This window comes from Streptomyces sp. NPDC002817, assembly GCF_053592055.1.
Genome location: NZ_JBSFUY010000031.1, coordinates 15,987 through 36,014 on the forward strand (window position 1 = coordinate 15,987; position 20,028 = coordinate 36,014).

14 protein-coding genes and 1 pseudogene are annotated in these 20,028 nt (G+C 68.9%); 6 read left to right on the top strand and 9 right to left on the bottom strand.

Features of this window, described 5'->3' with window-relative positions; translation table 11 throughout:
- Nucleotides 1–74: 74 nt before the first annotated feature.
- From ACWD3I_RS38545 to ACWD3I_RS38555, 3 genes and pseudogenes are all read right to left on the bottom strand, one after another.
- Nucleotides 75–4,556 (bottom strand): carbohydrate-binding protein, encoded by a 4,482-nt coding sequence (locus tag ACWD3I_RS38545; RefSeq protein WP_365412592.1) that lies wholly within the window; start codon nt 4,554–4,556, stop codon nt 75–77.
- Nucleotides 4,557–4,684: 128 nt separating this feature from the next.
- Complete coding sequence (locus tag ACWD3I_RS38550) at nt 4,685–5,158, bottom strand: hypothetical protein (protein ID WP_365412590.1); 474 nt, start codon at nt 5,156–5,158, stop codon at nt 4,685–4,687.
- A 453-nt stretch (nt 5,159–5,611) separates the two neighbouring features.
- Nucleotides 5,612–6,106, bottom strand: a pseudogene (locus tag ACWD3I_RS38555) (hypothetical protein); the annotation flags it as partial.
- Nucleotides 6,107–6,412: 306 nt separating this feature from the next.
- Here ACWD3I_RS38555 and ACWD3I_RS38560 point away from each other — a divergent pair.
- Both ACWD3I_RS38560 and ACWD3I_RS38565 read left to right on the top strand, forming a co-directional pair.
- Nucleotides 6,413–7,276, top strand: a complete 864-nt coding sequence (locus ACWD3I_RS38560; protein ID WP_365412588.1) for a helix-turn-helix domain-containing protein — start codon at nt 6,413–6,415, stop codon at nt 7,274–7,276.
- A 112-nt stretch (nt 7,277–7,388) separates the two neighbouring features.
- The gene (locus tag ACWD3I_RS38565; protein WP_365412586.1) at nt 7,389–7,715 is read left to right on the top strand and encodes a hypothetical protein; all 327 of its coding nucleotides are present in this window, start codon (nt 7,389–7,391) and stop codon (nt 7,713–7,715) included.
- A gap of 52 nt (nt 7,716–7,767) precedes the next feature.
- Here the strand turns inward: ACWD3I_RS38565 and ACWD3I_RS38570 are convergent, their stop codons facing one another.
- From ACWD3I_RS38570 to rpsL, 6 genes are all read right to left on the bottom strand, one after another.
- Nucleotides 7,768–8,397 carry a hypothetical protein gene (locus ACWD3I_RS38570; RefSeq protein ID WP_365412584.1) on the bottom strand — a complete coding sequence of 210 codons (630 nt, stop codon included), beginning with the start codon at nt 8,395–8,397 and terminating at the stop codon, nt 7,768–7,770.
- 23 nt (nt 8,398–8,420) lie between these two features.
- Nucleotides 8,421–8,636, bottom strand: coding sequence for a hypothetical protein (locus tag ACWD3I_RS38575; RefSeq protein WP_365412582.1), 216 nt, complete (start codon nt 8,634–8,636; stop codon nt 8,421–8,423).
- Nucleotides 8,637–9,295: 659 nt separating this feature from the next.
- Nucleotides 9,296–10,489, bottom strand: coding sequence for an elongation factor Tu (gene tuf, locus ACWD3I_RS38580; protein WP_046262552.1), 1,194 nt, complete (start codon nt 10,487–10,489; stop codon nt 9,296–9,298).
- A 143-nt stretch (nt 10,490–10,632) separates the two neighbouring features.
- Nucleotides 10,633–12,762 carry an elongation factor G gene (gene fusA, locus ACWD3I_RS38585; protein WP_266888968.1) on the bottom strand — a complete coding sequence of 710 codons (2,130 nt, stop codon included), beginning with the start codon at nt 12,760–12,762 and terminating at the stop codon, nt 10,633–10,635.
- A 39-nt stretch (nt 12,763–12,801) separates the two neighbouring features.
- A complete protein-coding gene (gene rpsG, locus ACWD3I_RS38590) occupies nt 12,802–13,272 on the bottom strand; it encodes a 30S ribosomal protein S7 (RefSeq protein ID WP_003992340.1) in 471 nt (156 codons plus the stop codon).
- Between the two features lie 3 nt (nt 13,273–13,275).
- On the bottom strand, nt 13,276–13,647 hold the full coding sequence (gene rpsL, locus ACWD3I_RS38595; protein WP_003948652.1) for a 30S ribosomal protein S12: 372 nt from the start codon (nt 13,645–13,647) through the stop codon (nt 13,276–13,278).
- Between the two features lie 414 nt (nt 13,648–14,061).
- Between rpsL and ACWD3I_RS38600 the strand changes: the two genes are divergently transcribed.
- From ACWD3I_RS38600 to ACWD3I_RS38615, 4 genes are all read left to right on the top strand, one after another.
- A complete protein-coding gene (locus ACWD3I_RS38600) occupies nt 14,062–14,817 on the top strand; it encodes a Crp/Fnr family transcriptional regulator (protein ID WP_365412579.1) in 756 nt (251 codons plus the stop codon).
- A gap of 359 nt (nt 14,818–15,176) precedes the next feature.
- Complete coding sequence (locus ACWD3I_RS38605; protein WP_451084296.1) at nt 15,177–16,025, top strand: hypothetical protein; 849 nt, start codon at nt 15,177–15,179, stop codon at nt 16,023–16,025.
- Nucleotides 16,022–18,268 (top strand): hypothetical protein, encoded by a 2,247-nt coding sequence (locus ACWD3I_RS38610; RefSeq protein ID WP_365409148.1) that lies wholly within the window; start codon nt 16,022–16,024, stop codon nt 18,266–18,268. The genes ACWD3I_RS38605 and ACWD3I_RS38610 overlap by 4 nt, the downstream gene beginning before the upstream one ends.
- Nucleotides 18,269–18,305: 37 nt before the next feature.
- On the top strand, nt 18,306–20,028 hold a 1,723-nt coding region (locus tag ACWD3I_RS38615), incomplete at its 3' end, for a hypothetical protein (protein ID WP_451084297.1).

Consider the following 20,028-nt stretch of genomic DNA (forward strand, 5'->3'; position numbering starts at 1 on the left):
ATCGAGGCATCACCCGGACGGAAAACGGGGGGCCGGGCCTGCGGCCCGGCCCCCCGTCATTCAACCATCCGTGGTCACTGCGTCAGATTGGTGGAGAACTTCACGCTCGGATCGTCACAGTGAACGACGCTCGACGGCCGGTTTCCAGGGCCGTCACCGAAGACCGGGACAGGTGCGTCCACGCGCCACGGGTTACCGCCGCTTCCTCTGTTGGCGGCATCGCAGCTGGCGAAGCCGTTGCCGTTGGGAGCACTGGCGGGGAAGTTGGAGAAGTTCTTCCAGTCCCCGACGTGCACCCGGCCGCTGGACGTACGGCCGAGGTTGTCCGTCATCTTCCCGTCGACGTAGACATACAGATCGGGCATGTAGCTCTGGAACACCAGGGCGTTGCTCGGATCAGCGTCCTTGTTCGTCTGCAGGTGCGTCGGCTTCACCGAGCCGTCCGCGCAGAACGCGGCGGCGATGTCGTGCCAGATCGGCGGAGCGTTACCGATCATGCTGCCCCACATGTTGTTGTTCCAGTCGCCGGAGTTCTTGAAGAACATCGAGTAGATGTCTCCTGCCACACGGCGCACCGAGAAGTTGGTGTCAGGGCTGGCGTCGACCTTGTCGAGCCAGTCCTTGACGTTGTCGTTGATGGACTTGTGGCCGATCATCGCGCGGTATCCGTGGACACCTCCGCCCACGGCGCGGATATCCACACAGGTGTTGTCCGAGTTCAGACGCGCGCCCCTGAGGTGCGGGAAGTAGGCCTGCCCCGGTGTGTCCCCGTCCACCAGCGGATCGGCGGTGTAAGTGCGCCCGTATTCCAGAGCGTCGGGGGTCGTGTAGGTGAGGTCGGGGACAGGGATGTGGTAATCAGCCGAGATGCCCTTGATCAGTTGGGTGACGAAGACGGGCAGGTGGGCGTTGCCGACTCGGTTGTCGTAGCTCGCGCTCTCGCTGCCCGAGATGATGTGTCCCGTGCTGTCCTTCACGAACGTCACGTCGACATCGCTCTTGATCTTGTAGCTGTTGGGGTCCTGGAACGCCTGGCCAGGCGACGCCGACATGCTCGGGCGGGAATTCGACATGCCCATCCATATCGGGATGGACATCGACGGCACCGATCCGTCGGAGTTCGGCGTGTATCCGCCGGCCTTGATGTTCTGGTACCACTGCTCGCCGGCGTCATAGGTCTTGGGACCCGTGCACTCGTCCTTGTTCGTTTCGGTCGTGCAGCGCGGCCACGACGTCAGGCCATTGCCCGTCACCTCGTTGCTGGGAGCGCCGTCCCACAGCGGGCCGCCCTCCGTTCCGTGGGAGAGCTCCATCCCCCAGTCGTAGAGCGACTTCATCGAGCGGATGGGCGTATTGAGCTCGGTGACCGGCCAGTTGGAGTTGAGCTCCTGGTTGGGGTCGAAGACCGAGGCCGCCGTCAGCGTGCGGTGGACGAACGTGCCCTGCACCGGCTGGAAGGCGACGGCGCCGTAGGCGACGTCGGCATCCGCGGACCCGGTGGGCGAGTAGTTGGACAGGGACACGCTCGGGGTGCTGTCGAACTTGAAGGCACCCAGCGAGACCCACTTGTTGTTGTTGCCGTTCTGGTCGATGTACCGGTCGTAGGGGCCGCCGACAGCACCGGTGATCTCGTAGTGGGCGCGCTTCTCCTGCGCTCCGGTGTCGGGGACGTGCACCCACACCTGGGCGAGATCGAAGCTGCCGTTCGGGGACCAGCTACCGCGGATCGTCATCGGGCCCGAGGTGGTGCCGCCCAGATGGTCGGTGTCGCGGGTGTGCGTGTACCAGAAGTGACCGCCGTAGCCGCCGCCTATCTGGTGCAGGTCGGCCTTGGCCTCGTACTGCCCCTGGGTGTCGGCGTAGAACGTGAAGCGGAACGTGCCGTCGGACTTGACCGAGCCGCAGTCGCTCCAGGTCGGAGTGCCGTCGGGTACGGAAGCGACGACCGTGGCGCCCGACGGGGCTCCGCTGCACACCGGGGTGCCGTTCTTCAGCCGGTAGCCGCGGCCCGGCTCGTTCACGAGCGTCTGGTACTTGATGTTCTCGTGGCCGCAGTTCGTGGCGCAGTCGTCCTTCCACGTCGCGTTCGACTGGTTCCACCAGTACTTCTTGTAGCAGGCGGCGTCCGGGCAGTCCGGCGGGCTGCCCGGGTCACAGTTGTTGTGACTGTTGCAGAAGGTGCTCTTGGGCGGGGAGACCATGGCACGCTGCACGTCGCTGACCCACCAGGCGGGGCGGAAGCCCGCCGAGGAGAACCCGGACTCGCCCTGCCAGTCCTGGCGCCCGGAGGTGGCGTAGGAGAATCCGGTGTCCGTGGACCAGGCGGCCCAGCCCATCACCTTCTCCTCGTACGGCCAGTCCTGCGGGTGTGCCGCGTCGTGGTTGGCGTCGGGGTCGACGGTGGTGTCCATGAACGGGTTGTCGTTCTTGTACACGGGGTTGGCCGGGTTGTTGTACCAGCCCAGACCCCACGCGTCGCCCGAAGCGGTCGGAGGGTTGAAACCGAGGTTGTAGTTCCAGACGGCGGTGAACCAGTTCTCCACCCTCGACGGGTCGTCGTCGTTGACGGTGACCGTCTGCCCGGCCTTGTGCACCTCGTTCCACTTGTCCGCGAGGATCTTCATCGACGCGGCGATATTGCTCGCGTAGTCGACGGAGACGATCTTCTGCTTCTCGGGGGAGAGCGCCGTCTCGTCCTTCTTCTCGTGGCCCGCCATGCGCATGCCGTCGGTGACCTGGCCTACGCCGTAGCCGCAGTCGGACTTGTCCCAGTGGATGTTCCAGAAGTCGGCGACCGTGCCGCCGGCCTTGTGGCCGTAGTAGCCGTCCACCGCGGCGAGCGGGCTGCCCATCTGGCCCGGGATCGCACCGGACTCGGCCTGCCACAGGTTCGATTCCTGGGACAGGATGCCGAGCAGGACGTTGACCGGAATCTGGGCGCCGGCCTTGGCGTTCAGCGTCGGCCTGGGGAAGAGTCCCTGCGGGTCGACGGTGCCGAGACCGGCCTGGTCCCGGTAGCCGCCCTGTCGGATCCACGAGGAAGTGAGGTTGCCGCGCACGGCCATGTCGGCGGCCCACTCGACCTGGTTGGGGGTCGGCTGGAGCGCCTGCACCTTGACGTCGTTGCGGGAGACCGAGCACCAGCGGTCCGGGTCGGTCGGGTCGTGCTCCGGGTCCGAGGCCGTGGCGGTGGCGAGGGCGGTGCGTTCCATCTGGGTGTCCAGCCCGCCCCGCACGGTCTCCGTGACCGGCTTGGTGCCGCTGCCCAGGGCGGGCGAGGGCTCCCCGGTACCCGCCGCCGTCTGCGGCGCCACCTGCTGGGTCACCTCGGTGCCCGTGGTCGTGGCGGTGGAGGTGATGGTGGCCGATGTCGTCTTCGCCAAGGTCTGCGGCGACACGGCGGACTCGGCCGCCGCGTTGCCCTGCTCGGTCTGCGGGGCCTTGGTGAAGCCGCGGCCGGCGTTCTCGATGCGCTCCAGACCGGCCCGTACTCCGGGCATGAGCACGGGGTCGACGGCGAGTCGGCCCTGCGTGGAGACATCGGAGTCGGCGGGCGCGTCGAGCCGGGTGATGCCCGTGCCCTTCGTGTGCACGGCACCGGTCGTCTTCCCGGTCAGAAACGCCTTGCCGGCAGCGCCGGGCGCGAGGTCGATCGCGCCGGGAGCGCCGGAGGCGACCGTGGCCGGCTTGCCGTGCCCGCGCCAGATCTTCGCCGTGTGCTTCTTGCTGCCGCGCTCGACGAACGCGATCTCCTTGCCACGGGCGTCGAGCGGCCGGATGTCGAAGGCGACGGCGTCGACGGACGTCACCTTGCTGGTCTGTCCGGACGCGCTCCGGCCGATGTCGCCGAGGCGCACCAGATGGTGGCCGATCGCACCGACGGCACCGCCGGTGACCGGCGCGACCGAGGTGATCTCGCCGCGCACCGACGCCTGGGTCAGCTGCTTGCCCGCCGTGTTCACGGTGACCACACGGGTCTTCACCGCGGCCGGGTCGTTCATGTCCCGGTACGCGGTGAAAGCAGCCGTGTGGGCGGAGGTGTTGCAGGTCGGGTCGAAGTACGCCAGCGAGGCGGTGAAGCCGAGCTTGGTGACCGAGCCCGTGCCGGTGTCGACGATCGCCGTGAACGCCCCGCCCTGGAACAGGTCGGGCTTGTTGGTGAACGTACGCGGCGCGTAGACGACGGCCGCATGGTCCCGGTCCATCAGGCACTGGTTGCCGATCCACGAATCCGCCGGCATCCCGGGCTCGGCGAGGATCGCGGCGGTCTTCCACGCGTACGCGTCCTTCGAGTCCGCCACGAGGATGTGCAGGCCATCGGCGTCAGCGGCGGCCGTGACGGCCCGGTCGGAAGAGGACTTCCATCCGGTGCCGAGCTTGTGGCCCGGATCCTTGATCCGGCCGGCTCCTGACGGACCGGGGGTCGCGGAGGCCGGGTCGGCTTGCGTGGCGGGGCCGGACGCGGAGGTCGAGTGGGTTCCGGTGTCCGGCGCGCCGAACGCCGGAACGGCGCTCAGCAGGCCACCGCCCAACGCGGTGCACGCCGCTATGACCACCAGAGGTCTGTGAAGTTTTCGCCTGGGTCTCAAGGCTGAAGTTCCCCGATTTGTTCGCGAGTTCGGATCCGACCGCGCCGAGCGGAGGGTGGTCAGCCACTCAGGCGCGGTCGGACGATGTGGACCGGTCAGGCACACTCGGACGAGCTGTTGTCGACGGCGAAGACGTAGCCGCCCTTCCAGTTGACGAGGTTGGAGGTGCCCGCATCGTTCTTCATCAGCGCGGAGATGCCCACGCAGCGGCCACCGGACGCGAGCGTGCTGCTGCGCACCGGGCCCGCGTACTCCGAGAAGTTGCCGTAGTCGCGGTCGCCGGCCGACTTGTTGTCACCCGGCCAGATCTGCAGGTCCATGTAGTTGGCGGCGCCGCCCGTGTTGTTGTCGAGGATCGCGCAGGCGCTGTTGCCCTTCATGTAGAAGAACAGCGTCGCGTAGCGCGTCGTGGCGCTCGGCAGCGCCTTGGCGTCGGTGAACTCGTACCCGGCGCCGCAGAGCGTCGCGGAAGCGGCGGCGGCCGGGGTGCTCGGCACGGCGACCCCCATCGCGGCAACGGCCGAGGCGGCGACGGCGAGACGAGTCAGGTTCCTACCGAGTGCAGACATAATTCCCCCTGGAATTGTTCGAGTTGTGAGGCATCACCGACCGCGGGATGAGGACTGCCCCCCGTTCAAGAACCCGTTCGATCGAAGACGTCGGGACTGTAGTCACTCGAACTCTTCACAGGCAACGCATAAAATTTGCGCGCCGGGAAGGCGCAATATCTGAACGTAGTGGCCGCATTGGCGCCACCATCGTCTTTCGCTCAGAACTTCACCATACGTCCGGTTTGGACGGCTACTCTGCGCATACTTTTGCGGATGCGGTGACGTGCGCCACAAGGTACAACGATTCAATTCCGGCCCTGAAGCAGGGATATGCCACCCCCGTGGCGTCAACCATTGGCGAGGCAAATTGAGTTAGCGAACAGTCAAATCTCAGAGGCAAACATCGCGCCCGAGTTCGCCGTCCGGCCCACCGGACCACGGTTCTCCGCGTCCCGGTGGGCCACTGTTCGGTCAGCGCACGTCGACGTGGTCCCCGCCGCTGGTCGCAGCGCCGGTCGTGTCGTTGCCGCGGTACACCCAGCGCCAGGTGCCGTCGCTGGCGGCGGTGACCGTGGTGCTCAGGGCGCCGGTGCTGCTCGTGGTGACCTTCTTGACGGTCGTGCAGGTGTCGGTGCCCGTCTCACGGAACTGGAGCTCGACCGTACGACCGCCGTAGCCGCCGTACTTCTTGGTCGCCCAGTTCGCGCGGGTCAGCTTGCCGGTGACGGTGATCTTCTTGCCCTTGGTGACGGGCTCCGGCGAAGCGTTCACGGTGACCTTCACGGCCCGCTTGAGGCGAACGGTGGCGGACCTCGTCTCACGCTCATGGGCCTTAAGGCTGCCGTCGGCCTTGAAAAGGAACAAGGAGACGCCGATCTTCCACTTGGTGGCGTCACCGTTGGCGTCGACGTGGTCCCGGCTCGGGTGGGGATCTATGTAGAGGTTCCCCTCGCTGCTGGCCTTTCTGGGCCGAAGTCGAGCTCCGCCCCACCGGAACGCGGCCCGTCACGACCCGGTGCCCCACCGCCCGGCCCCACGCGTGATCAAAGCTTTTCCATGACCGGGGGCGAAATACCAACCCCACCCCACCTCACCGAACCCCCACAGCAACCCTGGTCACCCGGAAGGGTGATGATCCCCAACTCGGCTGGATTTCCGCCCGGTTCACTGCCATATGCTCGCGGCAACCACAACCGCAGACATGCGGCGGCCCCCGCCGGGACGGCAATCCCAGTGCGAGGGCCTGACCACAGAGGAAGCTGAACCTTCCCGATGGATACCCAGAACCCTAGCGCGCCCCCGTGCGCCCAGCCGCTGAATCCACGCGGTATCACCCACATCAACACCCCGCAGACCACTCGCTTCACGGTCGTCGGCAACCACCTCGCCCAGCACCGGCAGCTCTCCCTCGTCGCGATGGGCCTCGCACTCCACATCCAGTCGCTCCCCGAGCAGGCCCGCGTCGACATCAAGACCCTCGCCGCCCGCTTCCAGGAGGGCGAGACCCGTATCGCCGCCGCCCTGCGCGAGCTGAAGGCCCACGGCCATCTGGCCCAGGTCCGCAGGCGACTCCCCAGCGGCCGCATCGTCACGCACACGGTGTCGTACAACGAGCCGCAGGCTCAGCACCCCGAGAGCATCCCCGCACCCGAGACGCCCAAGGCACCACCCCGGCCGGTCTCCTACGCCGTACCGCAGCCACCACCCGCCGCCCAGGACCCTGATCCCACACCCGCACCCCCTCCAACCCCTTCGCCCTCACTCGCGCCCAAGCCTCCGCTCCCCGAACCTCGGACTCCCGACCCGGACCGTCACCGCGCCGCCACCGCAGTCCTCACGACGCTCCACCACCGCGACCCCCGTCTCCTCCTCTCCGAGCGCTCCGTCCACAGCCTTGCCCCGGCCGTCGCCGCCTGGCTCGAACGCGGCGCCCGTCCCGAGGCCGTACGCCACACTCTGACCGCCGATCTCCCCGAGCCCCTCCGTAACCCGGCGGCCCTCCTCGCCCACCGGCTCACCGAGTTCCTCCCGGCTCCGGCACCCCCCACACCCCCCGCGCCGCCGCTTGGCAGCGCTCCCGCCGGTCCCGCACCCCTGGTCCTCTGCGACGGCTGCGATCGCATGATTCGGACATGAGTGCCGGGCGCCTCCTGCCGCGACTGCCGCGAGGCGGGCCGAGACGGCGGCGTCGCGGCGGCGTGACCGGCGGACGAAAGGTGATCAACCTCGATGAACGGAGTCACGCCTCGTGGATGACCTCACGACCGTACGCACACGGGGGTACGCAAAGATGTGCACCGAGCTCCTTGGTACCGCCGCCCGACTCGACACACTGCGCCGCCTTGAGGCCGAGGGTGTCAACCGCCACGCGAGCGCGGCCATGCACGCGGTTCAGTTCGCCGCCACCATCCTGTGGCAGACCGTCCCGCACACCCCACCCCCCGGCTATCGCCATGACAGCGCAGGTCTGCTCGGACTCATCGCCCACTGGCGCGAGGCGGCCCTCGAACTCGGCGAGTTCGCCCCATCACAACCCACACTGCGCCTCGTCGCCGACGAGGCACCACCCTCGTAAGCCTCGTACAAAGCAGGAGAACGACGGTCGATCGAGTCAGACGACGAATCGGTCACGCGTCCCCGAGGAGCAACGCCTCCAGCGCCTCGTCGTACGCCCGGAACCCCGCCCGCAGGTACGCCGGTGCGTCCGAGCGCGGGGCGAGCAGTTGTGGCAGATGCGCGACCCGCCACGTCCGGAAGACCTGCGTCGGAGCGGTGTCGCCCGTCGGGTCGGCAAGGTCGCACGCGGTCGCGAGTACGTCGACGATCCGTGCGGCGCCCTGCCCGGACGCCCTCTCGGTCTCCGCCTCCACCCGGACGGCGACGCCGATCAGGCCCACCAGGAACTCCGTCAGCTGCAGATCCACGGCCATACGGCACATCCGCCGGACGACAGGCGGCTCGTCGAGTCGGTCCAGGAACTCCGGATCGGCCGCGAGGTTCCCCGAGTACACGGCCAGATGCGCCCCGGCCACCTCGTAGTCCCGGAACCAGCCCAGCTCATCGGCGATGGCCATGGCCTCGTCGTCGAACCGGCAGACCGACCGGATCCCGTCCATGAGCCGCTCGAAGTCGTCGCGCCGCCGCGCCAGGAACGCTCCCATCGAGACCTCGGCGAGCTCCCACGTCCCGGTGGCGTTCACCGCCCCAGCCATCACGACCCCACCGAGCGGCCCGAAGATCCATCGCGCGCGTTCCATGCGGGCAGCCTAGGCGGGCCGGTTCACGGTTCCCCCACCCCCGAGGCCCCCTCCACGACCTGCCCCACGACGTCCAGGATCCCCCGGCCGAACGCCGTCGGAGCGACGAGCACCCCGAACACCAGCACAAGGGCCACGGTCAGTCTCTCGTCGGCCCGGCTCCGGGCCTCGGTGCGCCGGCGCAGACGCAGGACGATGACGACGGCCAGCAGAACCGCCACGTTGATCGTCAGGATCATCGAGCGAGTCCTTCCCTCTCCCCTCCGGGCCAGCCCGGATCCACGGCGATGAGCGACTTGTACGGTACGCACCCCGCCTCGGATCCGACTTGACCGGCGAAGGCCGGCGGCCCCCGGCGCCGACCCCGCCGCGCAGCATCCAGTGCCCCGGCATCTTGTCAGGGGCCGTACAACGCCCCGCTGATCACGCGCATGTACAAGCGAAGACGCCTGCTCGGCACCTACCTCGGCGTGGCCCTTGCCGCCGTCCTGCTGCCCGGCATCTCCCCGACAGTCGACGACCCGCCCTGGTACACCGTGCTGGCCGGTGCCGTCTTCCTCATCGTGAACCAGCTGATCCACACCTACCCCAGTGCCATCCGCCCCGCTCCCCCGGTCATGCTGCTGGTCCTCGCCGGGATCGGCGTCGTCCAGGACACCCTCGTCTGGCTACTGGTCTCCTGGCTCAGCGCACAGGCCACCCACGGCCTCCATGTCGACGGGTTCCTGGCTGCCCTGCTCGGTGGAGTGATCGTCCGCGCGACCGTCCTTGCCCTCATGGCCGTAGGACCACAACCGGTCCCGGACCCCGCCTGGCACGCAAAAGGGCCCGCACGACCGAAGTCGTACGGGCCCCTTCAGGAGCTCTATGAGCTACCAGGCGTTCAAGCCAACAAGGCTTACTTGTTGATCTTGGTGACCTGGCCGGCGCCCACGGTCCGGCCACCCTCACGGATGGCGAACTTCAGGCCCTCTTCCATGGCGACGGGCTGGATCAGCGAGACAACCATCTCGGTGTTGTCGCCCGGCATGACCATCTCGGTGCCCTCGGGGAGGGTCACCACGCCAGTCACGTCCGTCGTGCGGAAGTAGAACTGGGGACGGTAGTTGTTGAAGAACGGCGTGTGACGGCCACCCTCGTCCTTGGACAGGATGTACGCCTGGGCCTCGAACTCCGTGTGCGGGGTGACCGAGCCGGGCTTGATGATGACCTGGCCGCGCTCGACGTCCTCGCGCTTGATGCCACGAAGCAGCAGACCGACGTTCTCACCGGCCTGGCCCTCGTCGAGCAGCTTGCGGAACATCTCGATGCCGGTGACCGTGGTGGTGGTCTTCTCCTGCTTGATGCCGATGATGTCAACGGTCTCGTTGACCTTCAGGACACCACGCTCGATACGGCCGGTGACGACCGTACCGCGACCGGTGATCGTGAAGACGTCCTCGACGGGCATGAGGAACGGCTTGTCGACGTCACGCTCGGGGGTCGGGATCGACTCGTCGACGGCGGCCATCAGGTCCAGGACCGTCTGGCCCCACTCCTTGTCGCCCTCGAGAGCCTTGAGCGCCGAGACCTTGACGACCGGCAGGTCGTCGCCCGGGAACTCGTACTCGGAGAGGAGCTCACGGACCTCGAGCTCGACGAGCTCCAGGATCTCCTCGTCGTCCACCATGTCGGCCTTGTTCAGGGCGACGACGATGTACGGAACGCCGACCTGGCGGGCCAGGAGCACGTGCTCCTTGGTCTGCGGCATCGGGCCGTCGGTCGCGGCGACAACGAGGATGGCGCCGTCCATCTGCGCCGCACCCGTGATCATGTTCTTGATGTAGTCCGCGTGACCGGGGCAGTCGACGTGGGCGTAGTGACGCGTCTCCGTCTGGTACTCGACGTGCGCGATGGAGATCGTGATACCGCGCTGGCGCTCCTCAGGAGCCTTGTCGATCTGGTCGAAGGCCGAGGCCTCGTTCAGGTCCGGGTACGCGTCGTGCAGCACCTTGGTAATGGCGGCCGTGAGGGTCGTCTTACCGTGGTCGATGTGACCGATGGTGCCGATGTTGACGTGCGGCTTAGTCCGCTCGAACTTCGCCTTCGCCACTGGGTCCTCCTGTGGAGTGGTTCTGGTACGCCTTGCTCATCGGCGCCAGGGTGATCTTTGCTGGGATGCCGCCCGCCGGGATTTCCGTTTCCGGGTGAATCCCGGCGGTCGGTGTCAAGCCTAAAGCGTGTGAACGGGGTGTGTTACTCGCCCTTGGCCTTCGCGATGATCTCCTCGGCGACGTTCCGGGGAACCTCGGCGTAGGAGTCGAACTGCATCGAGTAGCTTGCGCGACCCGAGGTCTTGCTGCGGAGGTCTCCGACGTAGCCGAACATCTCCGAAAGGGGCACGAGGCCCTTCACGACACGGGCGCCGCTGCGCTCCTCCATGGCCTGGATCTGGCCACGGCGGGAGTTGAGGTCGCCGATGACATCACCCATCGACTCCTCGGGCGTGGTGACCTCGACGGCCATCATCGGCTCGAGCAGCACGGGGCTGGCCTTGCGCGCGGCCTCCTTGAAGGCCTGCGAACCGGCGATCTTGAACGCCAGCTCGGAGGAGTCGACCTCGTGGTAGGCGCCGTCGAGAAGCGTGACGCGGACGCCCGTCATCTCGTAGCCCGCCAGGATGCCGAACTGCATGGCCTCCTGCGCACCGGCGTCCACCGACGGGATGTACTCCCGCGGGATACGGCCACCGGTGACCTTGTTCACGAACTCGTACGCCGGACCGTCGGTCTCGGTGATGGGCTCGATCGCGATCTGCACCTTGGCGAACTGACCGGTACCACCGGTCTGCTTCTTGTGGGTGTAGTCCACGCGCTCGACGACCTTGCGGATCGTCTCACGGTACGCGACCTGCGGCTTGCCGACGTTGGCCTCGACCTTGAACTCACGGCGCATACGGTCGACCAGCACCTCGAGGTGCAGCTCGCCCATACCACCGATGATGGTCTGGCCGGTCTCCTCGTCCGAGTGAACCTGGAAGGAGGGGTCCTCCTCCGCGAGACGCTGGATGGCGACACCCAGCTTCTCCTGGTCACCCTTGGACTTGGGCTCGATGGCGACCTGGATGACCGGCGCCGGGAAGTCCATGGACTCCAGGATGACCGGGTTCTTGTCGTCCGAAAGCGTCTCACCGGTGGTGGTCTGCTTCAGGCCCATCACGGCGACGATGTCGCCGGCGCCCACCGACTCGATCTCCTCACGCTTGTTCGCGTGCATACGGTAGATCTTGCCGATGCGCTCCTTCTTGCCCTTGACGGAGTTCAGCACGGCGGTGCCGGACTCCAGGCGGCCCGAGTAGACCCGGACGAAGGTGAGCTTGCCGAGGTGCGGGTCGCTCATGATCTTGAACGCGAGGGCGGACAGCGGCTCGTCGTCGGACGGCTTGCGCTTGACGACGACCTCGGGGTCCTTCACGTCGTGGCCCTCGATGGCCTCGACGTCAAGCGGGGTCGGCAGGTAGCGCACGACCGCGTCGAGCAGGGGCTGGACGCCCTTGTTCTTGAACGCGGTGCCACAGAACACCGGGGTGACCGTGATGCCGTCGGACTTGCCGGACGCGATGGTGACACGACGGATCGCGGCGTACAGCTGCTCCTCGGTGGGCTCCTGGCCCTCCAGGAACAGCTCCATGATCTCGTCGTCGTTCTCCGCGACGGTCTCGACCAGCTTGCCGCGGTACTCCTCGGCAGCCTCGACGTGCGTGGCGGGGATGTCGACGACGTCGTACATCTCGCCCTTCGCCGCCTCGGCGGACCACACGAGCGCCTTCATGCGGACCAGGTCCACAACGCCCTTGAAGTCCATCTCGGCACCGATCGGCAGCTGCATGATGATCGGAACGGCACCGAGCCGGTCCTTGATCATGTCCACGCAGCGGTGGAACTCGGCGCCGGTGCGGTCCAGCTTGTTGACGAAGCAGATGCGCGGCACGCCGTAACGGTCGGCCTGACGCCACACCGTCTCGGACTGCGGCTCGACACCGGCGACACCGTCGAACACCGTGACGGCACCGTCGAGGACGCGGAGCGAACGCTCCACCTCGACCGTGAAGTCGACGTGCCCCGGGGTGTCGATGATGTTGATCGTGTAGTCGTTGTCCTCGAGCGGCCAGTGACAGGTGGTGGCAGCAGAGGTGATCGTGATGCCACGCTCCTGCTCCTGCTCCATCCAGTCCATGGTGGCGGCGCCGTCGTGGACCTCACCGATCTTGTAGCTGACGCCGGTGTAGAAGAGGATCCGCTCGGTGGTGGTCGTCTTGCCCGCGTCGATGTGGGCCATGATCCCGATGTTTCGGACCCTGGCCAGGTCAAGTGAAGTGGTAGCCATAAGGCTTTCGTCTTCTCTCGGTCTCGATGTGGGTAGCGACTACCAGCGGTAGTGCGCGAAGGCCTTGTTGGACTCGGCCATCTTGTGGGTGTCCTCGCGCTTCTTCACAGCGGCACCGAGGCCGTTGGAGGCGTCGAGAAGCTCGTTGAGCAGACGCTCGGTCATGGTCTTCTCGCGACGGGCGCGGGAGTAACCGACCAGCCAGCGCAGCGCGAGCGTGTTGGCACGACCGGGCTTGACCTCGATCGGAACCTGGTACGTCGCACCACCGACACGGCGGGACTTGACCTCGAGGGTCGGCTTGATGTTCTCCAGCGCGCGCTTCAGCGTGATGATCGGGTCGTTGCCCGTCTTCTCACGCAGACCCTCCATGGCGCCGTAGACGATGCGCTCGGCGGTGGAGCGCTTGCCGTTCAGCAGCACCTTGTTGATGAGCGACGTGACAAGAGGAGAACCGTAGACCGGGTCGATGATGACCGGGCGCTTCGGGGCGGGGCCCTTACGAGGCATTTTCTACTTCTCCTTCTTGGCGCCGTAGCGGCTGCGGGCCTGCTTGCGGTTCTTCACACCCTGGGTGTCAAGGGAACCGCGGATGATCTTGTAGCGAACACCCGGCAGGTCCTTCACACGGCCACCACGCACGAGCACGATGGAGTGCTCCTGCAGGTTGTGTCCCTCACCCGGAATGTAAGCGGTGACCTCGATCCCGCTGGTCAGACGCACACGCGCGACCTTACGCAGGGCCGAGTTCGGCTTCTTCGGGGTGGTCGTGAACACACGCGTGCAGACGCCGCGACGCTGGGGCGAACCCTCGAGTGCGGGCGTCTTGTTCTTCTCGACCTTGTCCTGCCGGCCCTTCCGGACCAGCTGCTGGATCGTAGGCACTACTTCTCCGGTTTCTGTGTGCCGAATGGTGAAGCTAACCTGGAACATCTCCGACCCACGCGGTCGGGTGTGTCGGATCCCGCGGACTTCCACCCGAAGGCAAGAAGGGCGCGGATTCACGGTGGCCGATGGAGGCTCGCCATGCGGTTGATGGCACGCACGAGAGCCAGGGCACACCCCAGGCACAAGGACTGAGCGTACCTACCTCAAGGACTTCGGTCAAAACAAATGGAGCGGGCCCCGACACGCCGGGCTTTTGAGTGTCAAGGGGCGCGTCCGGCGCCAGTGGCCGATTCGCGCTCTTCCGCCCCACTCGATCTTGGGCGTTCAGTACGTTGACCCGTCCGCTGCACGGGATCGGTGGCAGGTTCCGATTCGGTGACGGAATTCGCCGGGGGATTCGGGGGATGAGGCATGACGACGTGGACGCCGGCGTACTCGCCGGACGACGGGGGGCTGGACGACCGGGTGCCGTTCCTGGCGCGGCTGGAGAGCGAGGACCGCTCGGCACTGCTCGCACTCGGTCGCAGCCTGGACTTCCCGCCGCGCACGGTCCTGCTCCGCCAGGAGGAGCCGTCCGCGCACGTCCTGTTCCTCGTCCACGGCTGGACCAAGGTCACCGCGTCCGCCGCCAGTGGCTACGAGGCACTGCTCGCCCTGCGCGGCCCCGGTGACGTCGTCGGCGAGTCGGCGGCACTGACGGGCCGGCCACGGGGAGCGACGGTGACCGCGTTGGAGCAGGTCAGGGCGGTGGCCGTCGACCGGGAGCGCTTCCGGGGCTTCCTGCACCGCTCCCCCGCGGCCTCCTTCGCCCTGCTCGGCCTCACCGTGGACCGCACCCGCGCGGCCGACCGGCGCAGGCTGGAGTTCGCGTCGATGAGCGTGCGGGAGCGCTTCGCCGTCCTGCTCCTGGACCTGGCCCGCACCCACGGCCGCCGCACCCAGGAGGGCATCGAACTCGCCGTCCCCCTGAGCAAGCAGGAACTGGCGGGCTCGGTGGGCGCCTCACGGGAAATGGTCCAGCGCCTCCTGAAGGAGTTACGGGACAAGGGCGTGGTCGCCACCGGCCGCCGCGCCATGCTGATCATGCGCCCGGACGTACTGCGCCGAATAGCGGCGACAGGCCCGGCGACAGGAATCCCCTCACCACAGCAGCCACACGAGGACTGATCCCCGAGCACACGTGGCCCCGAGGCGACGCACCCGCCTTCAAGGGCGCGGAAGCACGGAGCCGAGGCGGCACAGCCCGCCTCCAGAAGCACGAAAACACGAGGCCGAGGCGACGCAGCCCGCCTTCAGAGGCACGGAAGCACCGGGCCGAGGCGGCGCAGCCCGCCTCCAGGGGCGCGGGGAACTGCGCGACCAGCCACGACTCACCCGCACACGGCAACGAGACACGAGGCGGCACCCCCTAGCCCCCCCTTCTGTGCACACGGTCACATTTCAACTGCGTCATCCGCCCTCCAGGTCCCACCCCTCCCTCCCGCACGCTTCTCGTCTGCACGCCCCACCCCCCTCGAGAGGCGACCATGAGCGACCCCGTGACGCGGACGATCCTGCTGGTGGACATCGAGAGGTACAGCGACCGGGACGACGTCGAGCAGGCCTATCTGCGGCGCATGCTCTACGACATCACCGACCGCACCCTGCAGCGTGCCGGCATCGACGAGACCCTCCGGCTACGAGCCGACCGCGGGGACTCGGTCATGGAGCTCATCGACGCGAACGCCCCGGTCACAGCCCTGCTGCGAGCGCTGCTCAGCGAGGTTCCGGCCCAGCTGAGGGCGGTCAACCGCATGGCCTCCCGCTCGGCCCAGATCCGGCTGCGAGCCGTCGTCGCCACCGGCTACGTCGCCGTCGACTTGCGCGACGGCTGGGTCGGCTCCGACCTGAACCACGCCTGCCGTCTGCTGGACGCCGACGTCCTGCGCGCCGCCCTGCGCGAGCGCGCCGACGACTTCGCGCTGTGCGTCTCGGACCCGCTGTACGGCGGAGTCGTACGGCACGACCACCCGGGAATCCCCGCCGCCGGGTTCCACGAGATCACCGTGGACAGCAAGAACGGCCCGCTGACGGCGTGGCTGCACGGACCGGTGCCCGGGGCGGCGACCGGCCAGGACCACCGTGAGAAGGGGGAGGCGCCGGGCGGATCGGGGGACCGCCCGGCGCCGCGGGTGCCCGAACAGGGCGGCCCCCACGAGGACGGCCCGGCGCCGGGCGGAAACAGGGGAGCCCCGGCGCCGGGCTCCGCCGTGAACGTGCACGGGGGCACGTTCAACGGCGGTGTCTTCGGCGGCACCCAGCACGGCGGCATCAGCGGCGGCAACTTCCACGGCAACGTCACCTTGGGCGGCTCCGAGCGGGGTGAGGGCACGTGAGCACCCCGGAGGCGCCGGCCCCCGAACGCCCGGGCGCCGCGAACGCCGTACCGCAGCAACCCGGCGGCGACACCGAGACCGCCGACGGCGCACGGCGCGAGGCGGAGGGCGAGCCCGAGGAGCGGGACCAGCCGCAGAACGCCTGGTCCGCCCGGCGCGACCTGGTCGACCACAGCCCGCGGATCATGAACGTGGGCGCGCGGGCCGCCTTCAACGGCGGACTGCACGGCGGCATCCAGCACGGCGGCATCAGCGGCGGGAACTTCTCCGGCGACGTCTTCCTGGGCAGCAGGACGGAGGTCTTCCAGCTCAACTTCCCGTCCTTCGGCTCACCCGCGTCCGCCGCATCGGGAGAGGTCCCGAGCGCCACGCTGGAGGAGCTCGCCACGCACTTCGCCGCCGACGAGAAGCTCATGGCCCGCCTGGCGGAGCGGTTACGGCAGGAGCGGATCCTGGTGCTGTCCGGCGGCCGTTTCACCGGCAGGCGCACGGCGGCCCTGATGCTGCTGCACCGGCTCGGCGTCTCCCCCGTACGCGTACTGGACCGCGACACACGACCGGGTGAACTGGCCGACAAGTTCCCCGGCGACAAGGCGGCGGACGAAGCCGGAGACAAGGCCGAGGAGCCGCCCCGCGCCTGCGGCTACGTCCTCCACGACCTCGCCACCCGCCGCGACAACCCGCTGCGCGAGCACCATCTGCTGGCCGTCCGCGACCGGCTCGCCGCGCAGGACGCCTATCTGGTCGTCACCGTCGGACCCACCACGCCCGTCGAGGACGTCACCCCCGAGGAGTGGCCGCCCCCGGTGGCGGCCGACGTCCTCACCGCCCATCTGCGCACCCTCACCGACCCGGGGACCGCCGCCGGTCTGCTCGCCCGCACGCAGGTCACCGACTTCCTGGGCCGCAGCCACCAGCCCCGCGAGGTGGCCCGCTTCGCCGAGCTGCTCGCCCGGTACGCGGCCGGGGAGGCGGACGAGCGGACGGTGGCCGACTTCTCGGGGGTGGCGCTGGAGAACCAGGTGCAGGAGTGGTTCGCGGAGGACGAGACCTCCCTGCACCTGCGCGACAAGGCCTTCCTCGTCGCCCTCGCCGCGTTCGACGGCGGCCCCTACCCGCTCACCGCCGAACTGAGCGACCTCCTCTACCGGTTCCTCCAGGAGACCGAGAACCCGGCCCGCGTCCCCGAGGTCCCCGTCTTCGGCACCCATGTCCGCAAACGTCTCCAAGTCGCCCGCGCGAAGGCCTACTTGGCGGAGGAACACACGGAATGGGGGCCGGTGACACAGAAGAAGGCCGAGTTCCTGGACGAACGGGCCTCCGGAGTACTGCTCCGCGAGGTCTGGACGGGCCATCCCTCCGCCCGCCCGGCGCTGATCCGCTGGCTGCGCCGCCTCGCCGACGACGGCCGCCCCCTGGTACGCACCCGCGCCGCGTCCACCGCCGCCGTCCTGGCCCGGACCGACCTGCCGTCGGCGATGGCACTGGTCATCCAGCCCTGGGGCATGTCCAAGCGGTTCAAGCACCGGCTCGTGGCCGTCAACGCGCTCACCCTCGCCCACTTCATCGCCACGCCCAACATCCCCCGCATCCTCGACGCCTGGTGCTCGGGCGACGACCCGCGGCTGCGCTGGGTGGCGGTCCGGGCGTACGGGCTGCTCGGACCGGAACGCCCGGAACAGGCCCTCGCCGCGCTGCGCGGTGCCGTACGCCGCCTCTACGCCGACGCGCCCGACAGCACCGACGACGAACTGATCGTGGAACTCGCCCAGTCCGTCGGCCTGTTGCTGCTGTCCTCGGCGAGCGACCAGGTCCTCACCGAACTGGGCGCCCACATCGACGACGACCGGGCGGTACGCGACCTCACCCTCGGCGGCTTCGTCTCGGCCTGCGCCCGCAAGGAGGACGACGAGCCCCACGGCGCTCCCCTGGTCCTCGGCTGGTACGCCCGAGCCGCCGGCGAGGGCGGTACGGCGGCCCAGGGCGTGCCGTTCCTGTGGCGGACCGCGCTCAGCGACCCGCGCACCACCCGGGACGCCCTCGATGTGCTCCGCGGCTGGGTCCTGATCGCCGACCGGTCCACCGCCGTGGAGTGGGCGCTGGCCGCCCTCCTCCCCGCCCTCGTCACCACGCCCACCGAGCACCAGCGCCTGAGCCACCTGCTCCGCACCATGTCCGGCGAGGACGGCAACCCACCGCCCCCGGTCGCGGCCCGCCTGCTGACCACGCTGCCCAACCGCTGACCCGCACCGGACCGGTACCTCCGAGGAGACACGCCGCATGCCCACCTTCCGCCAGCCCGAGTGGCAGCAGAACGCCGACCGGCACACCGAGCTGATCGACCCGGTCCTGACCGTGCGTCAGCTGTCGCGCTTCGAGTTCAACCTCAAGTCGTACGTCCGTATCGACCACGCCCTGGTCTTCGCCACGGCGAAGGGCGGCTACGAGGCCTGTCTGCCGCCGCGCCGGCCGACCCGCGGCGAGATAGCCACCAACCGGTACACCGCGGTGTACGAGGTGGACATGGGCGTGCATCCGCACACCGCCGAGCTGCCGTTGCCCAGCGACAACGACGCGTTCGAGTTCACGGCGCAGGTGGATCTGTCCTGGCAGGTGCTGGACCCGGCCCGCTTCGTGGCCTCCGGTCACCGGGACGTACCGGGGCTGCTTCTCGGTGAACTCCAGCAGACGGCTCGTCCGGTGACCCGCCGCTTCGCGATCGCCGACAGCGCGGCCGCCGAGCGGGAGATGCTGGACGCGATGAGCCTGCTGGGCCCGCTGGGCGCCCCGGCGGGCCTCCAGGTCACGTGGACCGTCCGGCTCCGCCGCGACCAGGAGAACATCGACCACCAGCGCCGGCTCCAGGCCATCGACCACTCCGCCGAGGAACAGATCCGGGTGGCGCAGCGCGGCAAGGACATCGACGTCGAGGCGGACCGCCGGGGACGCCAACAGGACGCGCTCCAGCTGGACCGGGCCATGGCCTACGGCGTCCAGCAGCAGGAACTCCTGCTCCAGCAGCAGCGCTGGCAGCACGAACAGGCGATGCTGCAGGGCCGCCAGATGCTGGAGCTGCAGCAGATCGAGGCCGAGAAGATCGCCTTCTACCAGTGGCACCTCCAGCAGGGCGGCGTCCACGCCTGGGCCCTCCACCTCGCCCAGCACCCCGAGGACTCCCGCCTGGTCATGCAGAGCATGCGCGACGACCAACTCCGCATGATCCAGGCCCAGATGGACCTGGTGAAACAACTCCTCAGCAGCGAGGCAGCGGAGAACTGGGAACTGGAGGGCCCGAAGCAGCTCGCCCTTCGCACGGTCCACGACATCCTCAACCAACGCATGCCGGGCGTGGCGCAGCAGGCGCTGCCGGAGGGAGACGGCTATCCGGGGACACCGGGGGTTGCCCCTGGGCAGGGGATGCCGGAGCCGCCGGGTGCCGGGCCGGGGACGCATGGAACTGTCGAGGGTCAGGTGGTACCGGGCCAGCCGTACGCCGGGCCCGCGGCGGCGGAGCCCGGTGCGCCCCCAGGCGCGACAGGGCCGTTCCCCGAGCCCGGCCAGGCCACCCCGGCCCCGCCCGGCCGGCCCGTCTCCGGGCCGATGGCACCGATCGTCCCTCTCCCTCCCGGACCGGCATCCCCGTACCCCGGATCACCCATGCCCGCCCCCACTCCCCCGCCCGGCGCCCCCTACAGCCCGCCCGGTCCCTACGGCACCCAGGGCGCCGCCTGGCAGCCCCCGACACCCCTCGCGCCACCGCCGGGCGCGCAGACCCCGTATCCCGGCGCACCCACCCCCTACGCGGGCCCCCAGCCCCCGCCACCGGCAGCCCCGGGCACCCCGCCCTGGCAGCCCCCGCACGCACCGGTATCCGACCCCACTCCCCCGCCCGTCCCGACACCGACAGCCACCCCGCCCTGGCAGCCCCCGCACGCACCGGTATCCGACCCCACTCCCCCGCCCGTCCCGACACCGACAGCCACCCCGCCCTGGCAGCCCCCGC